General features: G+C 56.0%; 22 protein-coding genes. 8 read left to right on the top strand and 14 right to left on the bottom strand.

The features are described 5' to 3' along the window. Window positions 1-26: 26 nt before the first annotated feature. From ETG88_RS19285 to flgB, 5 genes are read right to left on the bottom strand one after another with little or no spacing between them, the layout of a single operon-like run. Window positions 27-758 carry a flagellar basal body rod protein FlgF gene (locus ETG88_RS19285; RefSeq protein WP_100778019.1) on the bottom strand — a complete coding sequence of 244 codons (732 nt, stop codon included), beginning with the start codon at window positions 756-758 and terminating at the stop codon, window positions 27-29. Continuing rightward, window positions 758-1,945: a flagellar hook protein FlgE gene (gene flgE, locus ETG88_RS19280; RefSeq protein ID WP_100778020.1), complete on the bottom strand. Its 1,188-nt coding sequence runs from the start codon at window positions 1,943-1,945 to the stop codon at window positions 758-760. Before flgE ends, ETG88_RS19285 begins: the two co-directional genes overlap by 1 nt. Before the next feature lie 12 nt (window positions 1,946-1,957). Beyond that, window positions 1,958-2,650: a flagellar hook assembly protein FlgD gene (gene flgD / locus ETG88_RS19275; RefSeq protein WP_100778021.1), complete on the bottom strand. Its 693-nt coding sequence runs from the start codon at window positions 2,648-2,650 to the stop codon at window positions 1,958-1,960. A 3-nt stretch (window positions 2,651-2,653) separates the two neighbouring features. Continuing rightward, window positions 2,654-3,079 (bottom strand): flagellar basal body rod protein FlgC, encoded by a 426-nt coding sequence (gene flgC / locus ETG88_RS19270; protein ID WP_100778022.1) that lies wholly within the window; start codon window positions 3,077-3,079, stop codon window positions 2,654-2,656. 19 nt (window positions 3,080-3,098) lie between these two features. Continuing rightward, window positions 3,099-3,449 carry a flagellar basal body rod protein FlgB gene (flgB, locus tag ETG88_RS19265; RefSeq protein ID WP_107702447.1) on the bottom strand — a complete coding sequence of 117 codons (351 nt, stop codon included), beginning with the start codon at window positions 3,447-3,449 and terminating at the stop codon, window positions 3,099-3,101. 87 nt (window positions 3,450-3,536) lie between these two features. Between flgB and flgA the strand changes: the two genes are divergently transcribed. The 5 genes from flgA (at window position 3,537) to ETG88_RS19240 (ending at window position 8,144) form a co-directional block, all read left to right on the top strand. Then, window positions 3,537-4,322 (top strand): flagellar basal body P-ring formation chaperone FlgA, encoded by a 786-nt coding sequence (gene flgA / locus ETG88_RS19260; protein ID WP_129036128.1) that lies wholly within the window; start codon window positions 3,537-3,539, stop codon window positions 4,320-4,322. Between the two features lie 128 nt (window positions 4,323-4,450). Beyond that, on the top strand, window positions 4,451-4,723 hold the full coding sequence (gene flgM, locus ETG88_RS19255; RefSeq protein WP_100778025.1) for a flagellar biosynthesis anti-sigma factor FlgM: 273 nt from the start codon (window positions 4,451-4,453) through the stop codon (window positions 4,721-4,723). 2 nt (window positions 4,724-4,725) lie between these two features. Further along, the gene (locus ETG88_RS19250; protein ID WP_129036127.1) at window positions 4,726-5,163 is read left to right on the top strand and encodes a flagella synthesis protein FlgN; all 438 of its coding nucleotides are present in this window, start codon (window positions 4,726-4,728) and stop codon (window positions 5,161-5,163) included. A 40-nt stretch (window positions 5,164-5,203) separates the two neighbouring features. Continuing rightward, window positions 5,204-7,480, top strand: coding sequence for a glycosyltransferase (locus ETG88_RS19245; protein ID WP_129036126.1), 2,277 nt, complete (start codon window positions 5,204-5,206; stop codon window positions 7,478-7,480). A gap of 16 nt (window positions 7,481-7,496) precedes the next feature. Then, window positions 7,497-8,144 carry a methyltransferase domain-containing protein gene (locus ETG88_RS19240; protein WP_129036125.1) on the top strand — a complete coding sequence of 216 codons (648 nt, stop codon included), beginning with the start codon at window positions 7,497-7,499 and terminating at the stop codon, window positions 8,142-8,144. A gap of 167 nt (window positions 8,145-8,311) precedes the next feature. On the opposite strand, the gene ETG88_RS19235 is transcribed toward ETG88_RS19240, so the two are convergent. Genes ETG88_RS19235 through ETG88_RS19195 form a run of 9 tightly spaced genes read right to left on the bottom strand, consistent with a single transcriptional unit; the run spans window position 8,312 to window position 17,290 of the window. Next, window positions 8,312-9,250: a hypothetical protein gene (locus tag ETG88_RS19235; RefSeq protein WP_129036124.1), complete on the bottom strand. Its 939-nt coding sequence runs from the start codon at window positions 9,248-9,250 to the stop codon at window positions 8,312-8,314. A gap of 34 nt (window positions 9,251-9,284) precedes the next feature. After that, entirely contained in the window at window positions 9,285-10,664 is a 1,380-nt protein-coding gene (locus tag ETG88_RS19230) for a glycosyltransferase family 2 protein (protein WP_233446134.1), read from the bottom strand. Between the two features lies 1 nt (window position 10,665). Continuing rightward, window positions 10,666-11,109 carry a flagellar export protein FliJ gene (fliJ, locus tag ETG88_RS19225; RefSeq protein ID WP_100778031.1) on the bottom strand — a complete coding sequence of 148 codons (444 nt, stop codon included), beginning with the start codon at window positions 11,107-11,109 and terminating at the stop codon, window positions 10,666-10,668. Window positions 11,110-11,115: 6 nt separating this feature from the next. Then, window positions 11,116-12,435: a flagellar protein export ATPase FliI gene (fliI, locus tag ETG88_RS19220; protein ID WP_100778032.1), complete on the bottom strand. Its 1,320-nt coding sequence runs from the start codon at window positions 12,433-12,435 to the stop codon at window positions 11,116-11,118. Beyond that, window positions 12,428-13,174 (bottom strand): flagellar assembly protein FliH, encoded by a 747-nt coding sequence (gene fliH / locus ETG88_RS19215; protein WP_129036123.1) that lies wholly within the window; start codon window positions 13,172-13,174, stop codon window positions 12,428-12,430. The genes fliI and fliH overlap by 8 nt, the downstream gene beginning before the upstream one ends. A gap of 2 nt (window positions 13,175-13,176) precedes the next feature. After that, the gene (locus tag ETG88_RS19210) at window positions 13,177-14,211 is read right to left on the bottom strand and encodes a flagellar motor switch protein FliG (RefSeq protein ID WP_100778034.1); all 1,035 of its coding nucleotides are present in this window, start codon (window positions 14,209-14,211) and stop codon (window positions 13,177-13,179) included. Then, window positions 14,180-15,853, bottom strand: coding sequence for a flagellar basal-body MS-ring/collar protein FliF (gene fliF / locus ETG88_RS19205; protein ID WP_100778035.1), 1,674 nt, complete (start codon window positions 15,851-15,853; stop codon window positions 14,180-14,182). Before fliF ends, ETG88_RS19210 begins: the two co-directional genes overlap by 32 nt. A gap of 10 nt (window positions 15,854-15,863) precedes the next feature. Then, entirely contained in the window at window positions 15,864-16,238 is a 375-nt protein-coding gene (gene fliE, locus ETG88_RS19200; protein WP_100778036.1) for a flagellar hook-basal body complex protein FliE, read from the bottom strand. 20 nt (window positions 16,239-16,258) lie between these two features. Beyond that, window positions 16,259-17,290 carry a sigma-54 interaction domain-containing protein gene (locus ETG88_RS19195; RefSeq protein ID WP_100778037.1) on the bottom strand — a complete coding sequence of 344 codons (1,032 nt, stop codon included), beginning with the start codon at window positions 17,288-17,290 and terminating at the stop codon, window positions 16,259-16,261. A 486-nt stretch (window positions 17,291-17,776) separates the two neighbouring features. On the opposite strand from ETG88_RS19195, the gene ETG88_RS19190 reads away from it, so the two are divergent. From ETG88_RS19190 to fliP, 3 genes are read left to right on the top strand one after another with little or no spacing between them, the layout of a single operon-like run. Continuing rightward, window positions 17,777-18,658: a FliM/FliN family flagellar motor switch protein gene (locus ETG88_RS19190; RefSeq protein ID WP_129036122.1), complete on the top strand. Its 882-nt coding sequence runs from the start codon at window positions 17,777-17,779 to the stop codon at window positions 18,656-18,658. Next, on the top strand, window positions 18,651-19,052 hold the full coding sequence (locus ETG88_RS19185; RefSeq protein ID WP_100778039.1) for a FliM/FliN family flagellar motor switch protein: 402 nt from the start codon (window positions 18,651-18,653) through the stop codon (window positions 19,050-19,052). Before ETG88_RS19190 ends, ETG88_RS19185 begins: the two co-directional genes overlap by 8 nt. Continuing rightward, window positions 19,049-19,801, top strand: coding sequence for a flagellar type III secretion system pore protein FliP (fliP, locus tag ETG88_RS19180; protein ID WP_100778040.1), 753 nt, complete (start codon window positions 19,049-19,051; stop codon window positions 19,799-19,801). The genes ETG88_RS19185 and fliP overlap by 4 nt, the downstream gene beginning before the upstream one ends.

Below are 19,801 nucleotides of genomic sequence, written 5' to 3'. Positions count from 1 at the left end.
ATTCCTTTTGGCTAAACGGGCAAAAATCAGGCGTTACGCAGCAGGCGATTGCCCGCCGTCGCCAGATCTTCTGCCGCCTTCATCATTTTGATTTGGGCTTCGAACTGACGGTTAAGCGCGATGCTGGAGACCATTTCGTTAATCGCCGAGACGTTAGAGGTTTCCAGATGCCCGGCAACCACCTCGACCTCTTCGGTACGCGGATTGACGTTGGCGTTGGTCACCAGAAAACCGGCGCTGTTTTTGCTCAGCTCGCTGGCGGCGATATCCACCAGCTTGATACGGTCGACGTCCATCGGCGCGGCGATGTCGCCGTCATCCGCCACGATGGTGATGACCCCGTCGTCGGCGATGCTGACGGACGAAAACGGCGGCAGCACGATCGGGCCGTTGTCGCCGGAGACCGGCAGGCCGTCGATGGTCAGATCGCCCTCCGGGCCGACTTCAATCTGGCCGTTGCGGGTGTAGACCTCGCGGTTGCCGCTGACCAGCGCAATCAGGCCGCTGCCTTTGACGGCGACATCGAGATCGCGCCCCGTCTCACGCGTTGCCCCTGGCGTCAGATCGACGCCGCCCTGCTGCTGTTGCACCAGAAAACGGGAGGCGTAACCCTCCCCCTGAATTTGCTGCGACATCGCGCTGTCCAGATCGTGACGAAACCCCTGGGTGTTGACGTTCGCCAGGTTGTTCGCGTGGATCTGCTGCTGCGCGAGGCTGCGGGACGCTCCGCTCACGGCGGTATAAATTAAGTGGTCCATTACAGTGCCTGGAACAGCGCCGACATCATGTTGTCGTTGGTGCTGATCACTTTGGTGTTGGCCTGGTAGTTACGCTGCGCCGTCATCAGCCCGACCAGTTCGGCGGTGAGATCGACGTTGGAGCCTTCCAGAGTATTGGAGCTGATCGACCCCAGCAGCCCGGTGCCTGGCGCGCCCGTCAGCGGCGTACCGGAGCTGGCGGTTTGCGACCAGGTGGTGCCGTCCTGCGAAGAGAGACCGTTCGGATTGGAGAAGCTCGCCAGCACCAGCTGGCCCTGCAACAGGCGCTCACCGTTGGAGAAGGTGGCGTAGACGCTGCCGTCTTTGTCGATCATTTGTCCGGTACGTTCCCCGGAGGCATAGCCGTTACCGGAGTTTTTGCTGACCGAGAAATCGGAGCCAAACTGAGTGGTGCCGCTGTAGCTCAGGGTCAGTTCGATGCCGTCTGCGCCCGGAATACTGGCGTTGATGGTGACCGGGCCGGTCGGCGTCTGCAGCACGCCCTGCTCGGTGAAGGTCATCTTCTCGGTAGTGCCAAGATCCTGATCGTCCATGTAGTAGTGCACTTCCCACTCGTTGTCGGTGGTTTTAACGAAGTACTGCTTCATGGTGTGTTCGCGGCCCAGAGAGTCATACACCTGAGTGGCGTAAGTGTGGTTGTAGGATTTCTCGTCGGTCGGATCGAAATCGGGGTTTTCCGGCAGCTTTTCGTTGGCATTCAGGTTGGCGGTAAAGTCGAGAGTGCTGGTCGCTTTCGCCGGGATAGAGCCGCTGCTGATGGTCAGATTGCCGATGGTCCCGGTCTGTACCACGCCGTTGGCATCCACCGGATAGCCCTGCAGGTACATGCCGAGGTTGTTAACCAGATTACCGTTGTTGTCGGTGGCCATATAGCCTGCGCGGGTGTAGGCAGTAGTGCCGGTGCTGTCGCGCATCATAAAGAAGCCGTCGCCATTAATGGCCAAATCGAGGCTGTTGGCAGAGGCAAAAATGGCTCCGCTTTTGGAAATACTCTGCGCAACGGCGGTCACGCCCACGCCCAGCGGCTGACCTTCGGCATACAGGGACGCGAACTCCGCGCGCCCGGATTTAAAGCCCACGGTGCCGGAGTTAGCGATGTTGTTGGAGATCGCGCCGAGCTGTTGGTTGATGGCATTCAGGCCAGAAACTGCAATATCAAAACTCATAATAATTCCTGATTAACTCGTTAATCCCTTCGGGTTTTTGTCGTTCGACTGGCCGAACTGAGTGATGTTGTGGTACGCCACTTCACCGATGCCGCTGATGTTGAGCATGGTCGCAGTGCCATCGAGCGGGATCCGCACGTTGTTCACCACGCCGCCGACTTCAATCGGCACTTTGGCTGGCTCGTTGTCCGTCATGACGGTCATGGTGTATTTGCCCTCTTTCAGCCCCAGCTCCTGCGGGTTGAGGGTGAAGTCCACGGAACCGGCTTCCTGTTTGCCCAGCTCGATTTTGGTCTCGTTGCCGCTTTCGTCTTTGACGATCACCGTGACGGTGTTGGCGGCGTGATCCAGCGTCAGGCGGCCTTCGATGTTGGTGCTGCCATCACTCTGGAGGGTATCGGTCTGAACCATCACCTTCTGCCCGACCAGATTGCCCGTCGACAGGGTTTGCAGGTTGTCCATCAGCACCGCGTTGTTGGCCATTAACTGTGACATGGTCTCCATCGACTGCACCTGGGTCAGCTGCGCCAGCTGGCCGACGTATTCCGTGCCATCGGTCGGGTTCAGCGGGTCCTGATTCTGGATTTGTGCCACCAGCAGCTGCATAAACAGGTTGTTCATCCCTGCCGCGCTGTTGTCATTGGCGGATACACCACTGTCGTAAGGGGTTGTACCGGATTGAGTGGAAACGCCATTCACGCTCATCTATTACGCCTCGCCCAGACGCAGCAGGCTCTGCTGCATGCTTTTTACATTGTTAAGAACATCGACATTGGTTTCGAAGTTGCGCGACGCAGACATCATGTCGGCCATCTCTTCCACCACGTTGATGTCCGGATACCAGACGTAGCCGTCCGGGTTCGCCATCGGGTGATGCGGTTCGTACCGCTGCACCGCGTTGCCGGATTCCACGACGTCCATCACCTGCACGCGGGCACCGGATAAACCGTTGTTGTTCATCAGCTCGTCGTTCTGATACACCGCCGCAAACACCGGGCGGCGCGCTTTGTACACGCCCGCTTCTGCCGTCGCCGCGGTATCGGCGTTGGCGAGGTTACTGGCGACGGTATTCAGGCGGACGGTCTGTGCCGTCATGGCCGAGCCTGACACTCGGTAGATATCGGTAAAAGCCATTTATCGTTACCTGATTCAATTACTTACCTTCAATGGCCTTCTTCAGACCAGTGAATTTCATATTCAAAAACGCCAGGCTCATCTGGTAGTCCTGAACGTTTTTGGCAAACTCTGTTTGTTCCACATCCAGCGCAACGGTGTTGCCGTCCGAGGAGGGCTGATAGGGCACGCGATACATCTGTTGCGCCGTCGAGCCGGGAAAGAAATCCCGCTGCGAACGTTGCATCTCCGCGGCAAAATCAATATCTTTAGCCTGGAAATTGGGTGTATCGACGTTAGCCAGGTTTGCTGAAAGCAGTTCCGCCCTGGAAAGTCGAAGTGCTACAGCTTGCGGATGAACGCCCAATGCCTTATCAAAACTAATACTCACAACTCACTCCTTCGTGATGGTGGACAGTGCCGATAGTCCGTGTTGCTGCAATCTTTAAAGCAACTATCGTGCCAGGTTCATAACATCATGATTAATAGCGTTTTATCACTGTTTTCACCGCACAATGGGAAGGGCTTTTTCCGCTCCTCATTGACCGCAGCCATACTGTGCTTTTCCGCGGCTTCCGCCGCCGCGCCGCCCCAGCCCACCAGCGCCCGTAAGCAGGTGCATTCCCGCGTCCAGCAGGCGGCCTCCGAGGCGATTCGTCAGGAAGCCCAGCGCAGCCGCTGGGAGGATTACCAGGCAAAGCTCAATCTGTTTATTCCCTCTGAAATCTCGCAGTACGCCCCCTGCGCCGCCCCGCTCACCGTCAGCATGCCGACGGGCGAACGCCTCGATCTGCGCAGGCTGCGTTTTGACGTGCGTTGCGAAAGCGCGGGCGGCTGGGAAGTGGCGGTGACCGTCAAACCGGACATCTATCTCACCGTATTGATGGCCAAAAACACCCTGGAGCGCGGGCACGTGCTCGGGCCGTCCGATATCACCCTGAAGAAGTTCAATATCAGCAATCTGCGCAGCGGTTACGTCACCCATCCGGATGATGTGGTTGGCCTGACGCTCAAGCGCCGCGTGCGGGAACTCCAGCCTTTAAGCATGAGCCAGCTCGATTCGCCGGTGATGGTTGAGCGCGGTCAGCGGGTGCTGATGATTGCCGATCAGGATGGCGTCGAGGCCCGCACCATGGGGATCGCCAGCAAAAAAGGGCGCAAAGGCGAGATGATCAAAGTGAAGAATGAGAGCAGCGAGCGGGAAGTGACCGCCATCGTCAGCGAGATGGGCGTGGTCAGAACCAGCCTGAGCGCGAAAAATTAAAAAACTTTACGCAGGGCTTAAGTTTCGCCCTGAGTGCGTCGCTTTACAGGGGTATGGAGATCGGAAACGTTTTTTCCGCCCGCTGAACAGCTGACGCAACCTGCACAAACAAGAAGATGGAGTAAGCGATGAAAGTGACATCCCCCCAGTACGCCATGACGAGCGCGATTAATCAGTCCAGTGCGACGGCACAGACTCGCACCGCAGGTGCTGAGGAGATGAAAGTCGCACGCACCACCGCGATTGATCCGGTTCTCGGTGATGCGCAGACGCAGCTGGCAAGCCTGCCAGAAGTGGATATGGCGCGCGTCGCCAGTATGAAAGAGGCTATCGCCAGCGGGAAAATCAGCGTCGATCTCGATGCCCTGACCAGCGCGATAGAGCAATACTATCAGAGGTAAAAATGAGTAACGCCGCACAGAGCGTCAGAACGCTGATTCAGGGCATGGTCGACGATCGCAACCATTACAACCAGCTAAAGACACTGCTGACGGATCAGCGTCAGTTCCTGATCGCGCGTAACGCGCAGGCACTGGAGACGCTGAACGCCAGCATTTTCACGGTGTATGAACAGCTTCTGGAAAACAGCAAACAGCGCTATCAGCTCCTGACCCGGCTCGGTATCCCCGCCGGTGCGCACGGCCTGCGCACGCTCTTCACCCGCCTGCCCGTCGCCAATCAGTCGCAGCTCAACACGCTCTGGGATTCGCTGGAGCAGGTAGCCGCAGAATGTAAAACGCTGAACGACAGCAACGGCATGGTGCTGGCGATGCAGCAGGAGGTTCTGCAAAACCTGTTTAACGTAGGCGAGCCGGAGAACTGGCTTTATCGGCAGGTGTGACGTCCCCCGCTGAATCTCTTTTTCCCCGAAGGACCGCAGCATGACAACTCAAAAAATCCTGGCGGCTGACCTGCCTCAGGAATATTTGCTGGCCGCTATTCAGGAAGCAGCAACAGCCCATTCACCCGTCTCGCTGGAAGGTGCAACCCCTGACAAATTCGCAGAAATCAGCGGGTATCTGCGTCGCTGCGGCTATCAGTGCATCGGGCAAACAGACCAACCGCTTGCGTATCAATTTGTTCCGCTCGAGGCTGGAAAACAGCGGATTGTGGTGACAGCGACCAACGATAATTTCCATTTTTTACTTCCCGTCATGGGGCTGATGCAAGAGCAAGGCCATCATGTACAGAAGCTTAGCGGCAAATCACTCACCCAGCAGTCCCTGCTCAATGCCCTTCGCCATTGCGATGTCGCCTGGTTTGAGTGGGGCGACGGCGCGATTATTGCGGCGAGTCAGTTGCCGAAGTTTTGCCGCATGGTCTGCCGTATCCATCGTTACGAACTCTATGGGGAGGCATTTTTACAGGCCAACTGGGACAATATTGACGAAGTTGTTCTTGTCAGTCAGGCGATGAAAAAACGCTTTATTTCCCTGATGGGCAAGAAATTACCCGTCCATTTGAAGGTCACTGTTCTCGCCAATTTGACCGAACATGTTCCTGTCACGCAGAGTGCCATTCGTCGAAATCCGTTTCATATTGCCTGCGTGGCCCGCTTTGCGCCGCAAAAAAATCTGATCATGCTTCTGCCCATCCTGCAGGCGTTAGTGAAACAGAATTCGCGCTATAAGCTGTTTATTGTCGGACGCGTAGAGGATCAATGTCTCTTCGACAGTTTTACTCAGCTTGTCGCCATCTATGGTTTATCCCGCAATGTGGTCATATGCGGAACAATTGCCGCCGAGGAAATGGCGAGCTGGTACGCGGATAAATCCTTTTTGCTCTCCACCAGCTATAACGAATCTCAGGGCATGGGCGTATTTGAGGCGATGCTTGCCGGATTAAAACCTGTTGCATTTCATGCTGCTGGAGGATTGAGTGAATATCTACCCAAGCGCTATTTATTCACTTCGCTTGAAGACGCCGTGACCCGCGTGCTTGAAGGTAATCCCTCTCCTGAACACTATACACAGGAAGCACAAACCCTTTTGCGCCAGCAGGAATTGCCGGAGGGTTATCAGGCTCTCTGGCAACCGGTCGGCAGTACCACGCCGCTTTTTTCGATTCTCATCCCCTGCTATAACCGTGAGCGCTATTTACTTCCGGCAGTTTATTCTGCGCTGAATCAAAGGGATGCGCATTTTGAGGTGGTGGTGGTTGACGATGGCTCTACAGACGGGAGCCTTGCGACAATCGAAGACCTGAACGATCCGCGCTTACGCATCGTTCGTAAAGTACACAGCAATGCCCCGGATACCCGAAATCGCTGTATTGAAGAGGCGAAGGGAGAATATCTGGTCTGGCTGGATAGTGATGACCACCTCCATGCGAATGCGTTAACCCATTACCGCACCCTGCTACAGCGCAACCCGCAGACCGACGTGATCTCCTGTGCAATGGAAACCTTAGCAGGTGAAAAGAAGTTTTTTTCTCTGTTCAACCATGCACCTGCCAACTGGTTACATCAGATAGTCCATGGCAGTTTCATTACTAATCCCGGTTGCTGCGTTCGTCGTTCGCTCTACACCCGAGTCGGGGACTATAACCCGACATACCTGCGTGCTCATGACTACGAATTCTGGTCCCGCGCTGTCGGCGTAGCCCGTATTGCTTTTACCGCTCAGTGCAATGTCGCTTATCGCCTGCATGACGACAATCTGACCGGAATGGGCAAACCAATAGATGCGACCTATGAATATCGTATCTTTGAAGCCATTCTTAAACGTTACCGGTCGACGGAGTTGTTTCCTGGCAAAAGCCGCCAGGAGATCGACGCGTTTGTGCAGACACGGCGCGAGGCTTTAATCGCCGCCTGCGATCTTGAGTACATAATCATTGTGCTGGACGCCACGACGGTCTCCATTGACACGTTAATAGAGCAAATCCAGCTCCTGGGCGCTCAACAGGATAAGCAATTCCATCTGTTAGTAGTTTCAGATAAAGCATTACCATTTGCCAGCCTGCCCGTGCTGATTGCCGATTCACCCGAGCCTACTATTCTGCGCCAGTACGTTAGTGAAACCTTCCCGCAGCGCTATTGCCGACTCTTTACGACCAACCCCGGCATGCAAATACATCCACTAACGATAGCCGATCTCAAGCACGCACTTTTGCACGACAGCCCTGTAGCAACAGGCCTGCATCGTTTACCTCTTTAAAGCATCAGGATTAGACATGTCACAGCCAAACAATACGTTAGCGTTTCAACACTCAGCACAATACTGGGACGACCGTTACCGCCTTGAAGGTAATTCAGGCGCAGGATCTTACGGTTGCCTGGCTGATTTTAAAGCCGAGGTACTGAATCGGTTTGTTGAAAAGGAAAACATATCGTCAGTCATGGAGTTCGGCTGTGGCGATGGAAATCAGCTCTCACTTGCGCGCTACCCGCGCTATACCGGTTTTGATGTTTCTGCGCATGCCCTTGAGCGCTGCCAGAGCCGATTCGCCAACGATCCAACAAAGCACTTTTATCCGGTCAACGCCTGGAACGGTCAGACAGCTGAACTCGCGCTCTCGCTGGATGTGATTTATCACTTAATTGAAGATGAAGTTTTCGCACACTATATGACCACATTGTTCAGCGCAGCCGAGCGGTTTGTCATTATCTATGCATCGAATAACGAGGAGCTGAATGCGCTACTGGGCGGGCATGTTAAACACGTTCGCCATCGTAAGTTCACTGACTGGATTGTTAAAAATATGACCGCGGAATGGGTGCTAGAGGATTGGGTTCCGAACAGATATCCGTTTGATGTTCGCAAACAAGACAATACGTCCTTTGCAGATTTCTATATTTTCCGTCGTATTGAAGAACAGTAAGTCTCACCGACCGGGCACCAGACAGGTTTCAATGCAGACTCACTGCGACGATAACTCTCTGTAGAGAAAAAGAAAAAACATAGACATCAAAACTTTATTTCATGGTTTTGATGTCTATTTAAATTAAAAGGCTGAATGGCAAACGTTAATAGTGACGGCCTGGTACATCAAATCAACGACAGCCCACACAGTAACGTGTAATCCGCAGAATTCGCGCCCTTCCACACATTTCCGCTCTGCCAGTTAAACCACGCGCTAAACAGCGCCACCACATCGTTGTGGGTGAGCTGAGCGTTGTCTTCGAGCCACATGGCGCACAGCATTTTCAGCTGGAACATCATGCGGGTCAGGGACATCAGCACATCGCCGTAGTTGTCGGCGTCGGGACCTGGCAGACATTCGCCATACAGTTTGTAGATCAGGGCGTTGCGTAGGATATGCGGCTGTTCGTTCAGCAGGGCGTTGCGCGCGGCACCGGCTTCCAGCTCGCGTAAGCGATCCTGCAGACGGGCAGGCTGCATCACCGCCAGCTCGCTGAGTTTCAGCATCATGCTCATTTTCTGCATTGCGGGCAGATTGAGGGTCAGGCGCATCGCGCCCATCTGCTCCAGCGCTTCCACGCGATTCACCTCAATCGGCGGCAGAAGGCGCAGCTGTTCGTCGAGGATCCCGCGCTCCGCCAGCGCCGAAAGCTGCTCGCCCATCTCCAGCAGCTGGTGCGGCTCGCACTGATCGCTGTCGAGATAACGCTGCGCTTTACTGAGCAACACGCCGATGGCGTACAGGCTGCTCTCCAGCGTCAGCGCCGGATGGACCGCCAGGTTGATGCACTGCTGGTTCAGGGCTTCGTCCCAGGCGCTCAGCCCCAGCTCGCTCTGCGGCCGGGTCGTTGAAGTATGCAGAACAAAGGCCTGCGGGTTGAGCAGGATCTCGCGGGCCGCAGTCTCGCAGCCCGCGTCGAGGCTGTCGCGCTGCTGGTTTTTCAGCTTCACGTGAGTGACGGGCCATTCGTCCGTACGCCCCTGACAGGCAGGGCATTCGCAGGGCCGTATCCGCTCGGCAAAGCGGACGACATATTCGGGTTGGTAGTGCTCAATCAGTTCCATAGGGTACTCCGGCCGCTGGAGTGGCGGCCCTTCTTCATTGAAAGTTTTTGCGAAAAAACCAGTGGGTGCAATCGATACGCTTCCCGCTTTCGCGGTCGGATATCTCGGGTAAAAAAGCAAAGCTCGGCTGCAGACCAAGCCAGCAGCGGGCCTGCATGAGCGCAGGCCAGCATTCATCAAGCGTGAGCTGTTGCGCGAGGGCCTGGCGGTAGCACGCCAGCAGCTCGGGGATGTATTCGCCGTTGACGGCATACGCGCAGCCGCAGCCAGCGCGCGCGATGCGGGCCACGCCCGGCAACGCCTTGAGAGGTGAAATACGCTGATAGCGCGCCCCCAGCACCACCACCTGCCAGTCGATATGAGCCAGGCGGGAAAGGAGCTGGTTTACCGTTTTTATCGACATCTCTTTGCGCACGTATTTCACCGACGCATCCACCAGCACCACGCTTTGCCACTGCTCGCGCATCGCCGTGTCCAGCACCTGGCAGTGGGACGTCAGCTCGTCCTGCCCGTCGCGGGCAAAAGGCACCAGCTGTTGCGCATCGAGTCCAAGAGCGACCAGCGCCTGACGCTGATGTTCAAGCTCATCGGGCTGGTCATACAGCACCGCCACCTTATCGAACGCCGACCACTGCACGGAGGTGCTGAGCGGGGCGTGGCTCAGGCGGCGATAGTGGTTCAGCAGATTGCGATCGGAGACGAAATCTTCCAGCGTCAGCGCCGTCGGCTGGCTGGAGCCGAGCACGAAATCTTTGTCGTAGGTGTTAGCACTGTGCGAAATGCACAAAATCGCCTCGCGGGGATCGATTTGCAGCACCGGCGCGGTGAAGTTTTTCAGAAACGCCTGCTCTTCCGCCAGCCTCGCGGTGTCTTCATAGCGATGGTTTTTCAGGAAGTGGCGATGATAGGCAAAGGTGCCGTTCAGGGCGTGGTGGGCGCCAAACGAATGGGTGCGATAGATTTTATCGAGATGGCTGTACCAGATGTAAATAGTGTCGCTGCCGGAAAAGAGGGCATTGTTGCGCTGCATCTCGCCCACTTGCGCGCTGATTTTGTCCGGCGGGTAGTAGTCGTCATCGTCAAAGCAGACGATGTACTCCCCTTTGGCCAGCTCGTTGAGTTTGTTGCGCTTTTCACCGAGATCCAGCCGCTCCGGGCTGTGGATATAACGCACATTGTCCACGCGCGCATCGACCATCATGGCGATCAGATCTTCGTTGCTTTGCGCGGAATCGTCGAGGATCACCAGCTCGCGTTTATCGGCCGGATAGTCCTGATACTGAAAGAGATAGAGCAGATAGGGCAGGAACGCCCGGCGCTCCCACGTCGGACAGATCACGCTGACAAACGGGAATTCGGTGATTTTTTTCTGCTGCTGGCGTTTGAGCAGCGACTGCATCAAATTAGTAGCCATCTTATCGCTGCCGCTGGGCCTGTTGTTGCCTTAACCAACACTGCGCAGAGACGGCGTCAGTGACTTTTTGCTCGCGGCGCTCCTGCGCCTGGCGCAGGTCCTGTCGACGGCCATCGAGTACCAGTTCGAGGCTCTTTTCCCGGCGCGATTCCGCCAGCAAATTCCCCTGCAATTTTTGCGCTTCGACTGTCGCGAGCGCCTGCTCCTGCCGCTGCCAGTCGATCACTCGCTGGATATTGCGTTTGTAGAACGACTGATTGTGAAGCATGGTCGCGCTGCCCTGCATCTCCGGCGTGCTGTGATTGACGAGGTTCGACAGGGCGTGAATGTTCTTCTCCAGGCGCTGGCACAGCTGCTGCTGGGTGGCGAGTTTACTGCTGAGATCTTTTACCGCACGGTTGCGCAGCACATGGAGTTGTTCGAGGGTCTGAATCAGTTTACTCATCGTCGATTATCCTGCTTTCGCCAGTACGTTGAGATCGGAGATGGTTTTGTCGAGCAGCGCCGCATCCTGCACTTCCTGCTGCAGGAACCGGGTGATTGCCGGGGCGAGATTGACCGCTTTATCGGCCATCGGATCGGCGCCCGCCACGTATCCGCCCAGCGGGATGAGCGGCTTGATGCTCTGGTATTCGGCGTACAGCTGCTTGAGGGTGCGCGCCGAAAGCTGGTGTTCGCGCTCCGTCACCTGGCTCATACAGCGGCTGATGGATTGCCCGATGTCGATGGCCGGGTAGTGGCCCGCTTCCGCCAGATGGCGCGACAGGACGATGTGCCCGTCCAGCACCGCACGGGCGCAGTCGACAATCGGATCCTGCTGGTCATCGCCTTCTGCCAGCACCGTGTAGATTGCGGTCATTGAGCCGTGGCTTTCGCTGTTGCCCGCGCTTTCAACCAGTCTCGGGATCATGCCGAATGCCGATGGCGGATAGCCTTTCGTGGCGGGCGGTTCGCCCAACGAAAGGGCGATTTCACGCTGCGCCATGGCGTAGCGGGTTAAAGAATCCACCAGCAACAGAACGTCTTTACCCTTGTCGCGGTAGTAGCTGGCGATGGTGTGGCACAGCTCCGTGGCTTTGATACGCATCAGCGGCGATTCGTCGGCTGGTGCGGCGACGATCACGGATTTGCGCCGCCCCTCTTCACCCAGCGAATGTTCGATAAACTCTTTCACTTCGCGTCCGCGCTCGCCGATCAGCCCCACCACCACCACGTCGGCCTGGGTATAGCGGGTGATCATGCCGAGCAGCACGCTTTTGCCAACGCCGCTCCCCGCCATTAACCCCACTCGCTGACCTTTGCCGATGGTCAACAGGCCGTTAATCGCCCGCACGCCCACGTCGAGTGGCGCGGCCACCGGCTGACGTCGCAGAGGATGCACCTGCGGGAGTTGCTGCGGCAGTACCGTGTCCCCGGAGAGTTTGCCTTTGTCGTCAATCGGCTCGCCGAGGCCGTTCACCACTCGCCCGAGCCACTGATCGCCAATCAGCACCCCCTGCTGTTTATCGGCGGGATAAACGCGCGCGCCCGCCATCAGGCCGGAGGGCTGTTTAAAGGGCATTAAAAAGGTTACGTCGCGATCGAACCCGACCACCTGCGCTTCGATAAACTCCCCTTCGGCGCTTTCGACCTGGCACAGCTGGCCGACGGCGAGACGGCACCCGACGCACTCCAGCAAAATGCCCGCCACGCGCACCAGGCGCCCGGCCACGCGGGCGAGGTTGATGTTGTCGATGGAGCGCAAAACCTGCGCGAAATCGGTGTTACTCATCGCGGGATTCCGGCAGCAGCGTCTCTTTCAGCACGTCCATGCACTGGTCCAGTCGGTGCTGGCAGCCCACGTCCATTTCAGTGGTGTTGGTCACCACGCGGCATTCACCGGGGGCCAGATCGGGGTCCGCCATTAGCCCCCACTGGGCCACTTTTTCCGGCTCGGCTTCACTGATGCGGCGATGTTCTTCGCTGTTGAGCATGACGTTGATCTGCTCGGGTTGCTGGGGCAATGCGCTCAGCGCTTCCTCCACCAGCGTCAAAATCTGCGTAGGATGCAGGGTCAGTTCACAGCGGATCACCTGCCGGGTCACTTTCTCCACCAGCTGTAATAACTCCTCGCGGCGACGCTGTTCGTAGTTCGCCATGAAGGTTTCCATCGACTGAATGATCTCATCCAGCGGATGGGCCGCGTCGAGAAACTGCTGCCGCGCCTGGGTTTTCCCTTCGGATCGCCCTTTACGCACGCCCTCGTCAAAACCGAGGCGCAGCCCCTCCTGATATCCCTCTTCTTTGCCCTCTTCCATACCCTGGGCAAATCCACGGTTCAGGCCGTCCTGAAATCCCTGCTGAAGCTGCTCCTGTATCGCCGCGCCGTCAGCCGCAGCGGGAATATCCTCCGCCACGCTGTGTGCCGGGCGGCGTTTACGCAGCGGCGGGAATTTGTACAGGCGCGGTTTGATCACCGCCTGTCGGGTCGGGGTCAGGGCGCTTAAAGGTAAGCTGTGCTTTTTAAACATGGTTACTCCATGGTCTGTTCGGCAAACAGCTGCACCTGAATCTCACCCTCTTCCGCCAGCTGACGGACGGTGGCCATGATCTCTTTACGCACATGATCCACGCGGCTAACAGGAACCGGACCCAGACGCGTAGTGGTGGATTGCAGCAGGGTAACCTGGCGTTTCGGCATAACGTTGAAAATGGTCTGGCGCAGTACCGGCTCGGTGCCTTTCAGGGCAACCGCCCACTCTTCGATGGAGATCTCCTCCATCAGACGTTGCAGCGTGGCTGGCGTCTGGCGACTCAGGATGAAGAACTCGTACATCTCCTCTTCCAGCTCCTCCACTACGCCCGCATCCCGTTCGCGCAGCTGATCGAGCAGTTGCTGCTGGTTGGACGGAATACGGTTGACGATATTGGCGGCATGTTTGATGCCGACCACTTTCGAGCCGTGCTCGGACAGCACCGCCACGCCGCGTTCGATCAGGCGATCCAGTTCGTCAATCACGTCGCGGTTGACGTCATCAAGACGCGCGATACGCCAGACGATTTCGTCCTGACGCTCCTGAGACAGGGCGCTGAGCACGCTGGCGGCCACGTCCGGCGGCAGGAAAGCGAGGAATACCGCCTGTAACTGGAGGTGCTCCTGCTCAATCAGCGCCGCCAGTTGCGGCACGTCGACCCACTGCAGACGCGCCATGCGGTGGCGGATCTCGTCGCCGTAGATACCGTTGATCACGCTGCTGGCGATTTCGCCGCCCAGCGCTTTCTCCAGAATGCTGCGCAGATAACTGCGCGAGGCGCCGTTGATACCGCTCTGCTCGCGGTAGTCGTCAAAAAAGTTGTTCATCGCATAGCGCGCGTGGTCCACCTTCACGCCGTGCAGCCGCGCCATGGTGTCGCTGAGTAAAATCACTTCATCACGGTTCATCTTCTGCATCAGCTTTGCGGCGGCTTCTTCGCCCACACTGAGCAACAGAATGGCGGCCTGCTCCAGGCGGCTGCGTCCACTTTTGACGCTACCTTTACTGCTCTTGTTTATTAGGTGTTCGCTCATTGCTGTTGATCCATTGTTTCAGTACTTCAGCCATACGTTCGGTTTCGTTTTCCGCCAGCATTTGCAGGTATTCCACCTTGGTTTCAAGGCCAGAACTGAGTGGCGGCAAGTCGGTATCCTGATTGAATGCCGGGCCTGGCAATCCGGTCAGGCCGTTTTCGGTGGTGACCAGCTCATTTTCCGGTGCGTCGTCCAGCCCTTTCGCTTCAATCGCATCGATGGCAGGCGCATCGCGGCGCGCCAGGCGCTGAGCCAGAGGACGCACGCCAAACAGCAGGGTTAATAGCGCCAGCAGGCCGATACCGCCCATTTGTCCCCAGTATTGAATGGACGGGTCTTGCCACCACTTCAGCACCGGCAGGCCGTCGCCCGTGATATCAACAAAGGTCAGACGGTCGAGGGTCAGAGAGTCACCGCGATCTTTTTCGATGCCAGCGGCGTCTTCGACCAGCCGCGTCAGCGTGGCGAGCTGTTCCGGCGTCATCGAGGCGAGAGATGGAGCGGCCTGATTCAGGGCCACCGCCACGCGCAGTTTCTCCAGCTTGTAGCCGGGATGACGGATGTGGCGGATATCGCGATCGAAGGCAAACTTACGCTGCTCCTGGGTGCGGTTGGTGAGGGAGCGCGGATCGCTGGTCTGGGTTTGCGTGGTCTGCTGCTGCGCGTCAGGTGCCGTGGCGGCTGCCGGTGGCGTCACCGGACGGTTACTGAGCGAGCCAGGAATGCCCATCGCCAGCTCGTTGGTGGTGTTTTCGCGGGAGATATTCTCGTCGCTGACCAGCGGCTCTTTGCCCAGGCGCTCCTGAGTCTCTTCGACGCTGCTCATGTCCACGGACGGCGTCACGCTGATGCGGTAGTTTTCGCTACCAAACAGCGGTGTCAGCAGCCCGGCGATATTACTGGTGGTTTCGTGTTTGATACGCTCAATCACATCGCGCCCCTGGCGGATGCTGGCCATATTGGTGGTGCCCTGCTGGCCGTTCTCCGACAGCAGATTGCCCGCCTGATCCACCACGCGCACACTGTTTGCCTGCATGCCCGGCACACTGCCAGCGACCAGCTGGACAATCGCGGCGACCTGCTGCTCATCCAGATGTTTGCCGTAGCGCAACTGCAGCATCACCGAGGCGCTGCTCTGCGGTTTGTTGGTCATCACAAAGGAGCTGGATTCGCTCAGGCCGAGATGCACGCGGGCGCTTTCCACCGGGTCGAGCGCCATAATGCTGCGCGCCAGTTCCCCTTCGAGGCTGCGTTTGTAGCGAACGTTCTGCACAAACTGGCTGCTGCCGAGCATCTCCTCTTTGTCCATCAGCTCGTAGCCTTCCGGCATCACCGCCGTAATCCCTTTCGCCGCCAGCGCCATGCGCGCACGCGGGAGCTTGTTTTCCGGGATCAGGATCTGGCCGTTGTCGGGGTTTATGCGGTAGGCAATCGCCTCTGCGCCCAGAACTTCCACTACCTGCGCCACGGGAATATTTTCCTGGCTGCCGTACAGGGCCACATAGCCCTGATTGCTGCGCCACAGGGAGAAGACGATCGCCCCCACCAGCAGCAAGCCGCCTGCGGTAATCAGCCACTGGGGTTTCAGCCGCCCGGCAGGCAAGGGTAAAGCGGAGAGTTTTTCTTTTAACTTATTCAGCACGGAGGAGACCTTAGAGCGGAGTATTCATCACTTCGTCGAGCGCAGTGGTGAGTTTGTTGCGAACCTGCATCATGGCGGAGAAGGCCACGCTCGCCTTCTGCGATTCGATCATCGCACCAGCCAGATCGTCGCTCTGTCCCATTTCAATCGCTTTTTGCTTTGCTCCGGCAGAGTGCTGCACCGCATCGACGTTATCGATCGCGTTATTCAGCACCTGGGAAAAGGAGAGATTGCCTGCGCCCGCCACGTCGGGAAACGACGCACCGGGGGCGATCATCTGCCCCTGATTCACCGCGCCAGACGCTGCCATCGCGGCCGTATTGTGCATTTTGTCCAGCATCGCCTGTTGGCTGGCGTGAAGACCGATAGCGGTAATTTTGTCCATTGGTTAAGTCCCTTATGCCGTTACGAGTAGCAACCGGCATCAATGCCTTCTTCACGCATTGACGCCAGTCGATAGCGCAGCGCGCGCGGGGTGATACCCAAAAAAGCCGCCGTTTTAGATTTGTTGCCGTTGTGACGTTTTAGCAGTTCGAGGATGTACTGGAACTCCGCCATCCGGCCATGAAGCTTCACGTTGCTCATCGCGCTGGCCGCGCTCTGCTGCTCGCGGTAGGCGGGCATGACGTCGAGGTCGGGCATTTCGACGGTAGGAATCATTACCGGCAGGCCAAAATCCACCGCCGTGATCTCTTCGCCGTTGCTCAGAATCATGCCGCGCTGAATAACGTTCTCCAGCTCACGCACGTTGCCCGGCCATTCGTAAGCCAGCAGTGCGTGACGCGCTTCGTCGCTCAGACGAATATTGCCTTTATGGAAGGCTTTATATTTGGCAATAAAACGCAGTGCTAAAGGAATAATGTCCTGACGGCGTTCACGCAGCGGGGTGATATGAATGGGCACGACGGAAATACGGTAAAAGAGATCCTGACGAAAACGCCCTTCGGCAATTTCCTGCTGTAAATCTTTATTGGTGGAGGCGACCAGGCGAATATCCAGAGGAATACGTTTATGGCTGCCGAGACGCTCAACTTCCTGCTCCTGCAAGACGCGCAATAATTTCGCCTGCAGGGCTAACGGCATATCACCGATTTCATCGAGCAATAAGGTTCCGCCATTCGCCTGTTCGAATTTACCGGCAACGCCTGTGACCGCTCCGGTAAAAGCACCTTTTTCGTAGCCGAATAAAATTGCCTCAAGCATGCTTTCCGGAATGGCCGCACAGTTCACGCCAACATAAGGCGCATCGGCACCTAATGCATTCTCATGAATATAGCGGGAGATACACTCTTTTCCTGTTCCGGTCTCGCCAGTAATAAGTACCGATACATTATATTTAGCCACGCGACGCGCTAATGAAAATACATTGACGCTTTCTGGTGCGCTGGCAACAAATCCATTTTCATTTTGGGCTTCATGTTCAATAACAATACTCATAACAACTCACCAACAATTTAATCAATTCATTAACCTGAAACTGCTGCACAGATATTCCGCCGCCTGGCTCGGATATTTATAAATGCATAAGTTCGATATGGGTTACGAAAGTCACCGGATACAGTGAAGCATCGGAATTCATGACTGAAGCGCAGTATATCGGTGCGGGGTGAGATGTCTTGTTTTTAATGGGTATTAAAATATTAATCTATAAATATCATAGAGTTACAAAAGTTATTAATCTTAATAAGCGCCTGTAAAATAAGGAATTAATAACCCGGACAATCTTGTGCCGATCGTCTAAAAAGAGTCTAATTCTTGTCCTTAATAAACTGTGTGCGTCTGGATATATCTCTGGCAGGTAATTCCTCCTGAATAGGTAAAGCGGCACCGTTTTAAGAAACTTAAATTATTTTAGAACCGATTAGCGTTTTTTGTTTTATCTCTGACGCTTTACGCTTATCACTCTTTTTATGCGGAAGAACTATGCAAGCAGCTCCTCAGCGAATCAGAATCTACCCACGTCAGGCGATTCCCGACATGGTGAAGCTCGATGTGAGCAAGCTCGGTCGCCCATGGCATAAATTACCCAAGTTAATGAATGACAGCTTCGATATCTTTGATTCGCGTCTGAGCATTTATTTTCTTAAAAAATTGCGGGTAAATGTCGCACTGGAATCGATGACGTTTGCGATTGACCAGACGCATAAAAACACCCAACTTTTTTCCACGCCGCTCGGTTCCATTGCCTTTAGCATCGAGCGTTCATTACTCCTGCACATTCTTCATGACTATTATGGCCTGGGGAAAGAGAGCGGAAATATTTCACCGGACATCAGCCAACCGGTAACCAAAACAGAAGATCGTCTTAAAACAAAAATCGGGCTGGATCTCACCCGTTTGCTGATTGATAAAGAGACTTTTGGCCAGGACCTGGACATTAAAAGCGATAACACCACCATTATTAATCAGTGGGCGTGGTGCGTCACTTTTAGTCTTGAAGGGTATGAGCACGGCAGTTTTACGCTGTTATTTGATAATCAGCACGTCGATCACATGTTGATGAATTTACGCGACCCGCTGACGGACAGCCACGCTGGCCCTAAACCCACGCCGGACCGTTCGCAGATCGAACGTCTGTTTTACAGCCTGCCGCTAAAACTGAGCGGCAAAGTCGCCAGCCTGAATTTAACCGTCGCCCAACTGGCCAAAATCAAGCCGGGCGACATCATCCCTATGAGCATCAACGATCCCGTTCCTGTGTATATCGGGAAAGAGCAGATTTTTGACGCCAACATCGCCGAAGACCACAGCAAGTTATTCCTCTGTGGATTTAACGACAGAACCATCGAGAAGCCTTATGAGTGATCTGCAACAAGAATTGAGCCAGTCCCTGGATTTCAGCGATCTCAACCTCGGCGATATGCCGCGCGAAGAGACGGTTGAAGGCAATATCCGCCTGGATATTCAGGAACAACCTGAGACGGCGAGCGGCATCGACGACCTGCGCAAAATGGCGCTATTCAGCCGCATTCCGGTCACCCTGACCCTGGAAGTGGCGTCGGTCGAGATTTCGCTGGCCGACCTGATGACCGTCAACCATGACTCGGTGATTGAGCTGGATAAAATGGCCGGTGAAGCGCTAGATATCAAAGTGAACGGCATTCTGTTCGGTAAAGCCGAAGCGGTGGTGTTGAACGATAAATACGGCCTGCGCATTCTGGAGTTCAACAGCAAAGAACTGGGTGAATTGACGCGATGAAACCGCTGCTTCGCGCCGTGGCGCCCGCGCTGCTGTTTGCCGGGCTGCTCTTTTCACCGCAGCTGTTTGCGGCGAACGGCGATATTACGCTCTTTAGCTCGGCCACCACCGACGGCGGCCAGGATTACAACGTCAAAATTGAAATCCTGATCCTGATGACCCTGCTGGGGTTGCTGCCGGTGATGGTGCTGATGATGACCTGCTTTACGCGATTCATCATCGTGCTGGCGATTTTGCGCCAGGCGCTCGGGCTGCAGCAAAGCCCGCCGAACAAAATCCTCACCGGCATCGCGCTGGCCCTGACGCTGCTGGTGATGCGCCCGGTCTGGACGACGATTTACGATGAGGCCATCGTGCCGTTTCAGAATGATGAAATCACCATGAAACAGGCGTTTGGCAAAGCGGAGACGCCGCTGAAGAACTACATGCTGGCGCAAACCAGCAATAAAGCAATGGCGCAGATGATGGATATCGCCAAAGTGACGGGCGATCCGCGCGAGCAGGATCTGACGGTGGTCACCCCCGCGTACCTGCTGAGCGAGCTGAAAACCGCCTTCCAGATTGGCTTCATGATCTACATTCCGTTCCTGGTTATCGACCTGATTGTCGCCAGTATTCTGATGGCGATGGGGATGATGATGCTGTCGCCGCTGATTGTATCGCTGCCGTTCAAGCTGATGCTGTTTGTGCTCTGTGACGGCTGGACGCTGATTGTCGGCACCCTCACCTCCAGCGTGCAAGGGGTATAG

This window comes from Lelliottia nimipressuralis, assembly GCF_004115925.1.
Taxonomy (GTDB): Bacteria; Pseudomonadota; Gammaproteobacteria; order Enterobacterales; family Enterobacteriaceae; genus Enterobacter; species Enterobacter nimipressuralis.
This window is presented reverse-complemented; position numbering and strand designations above follow the sequence as displayed.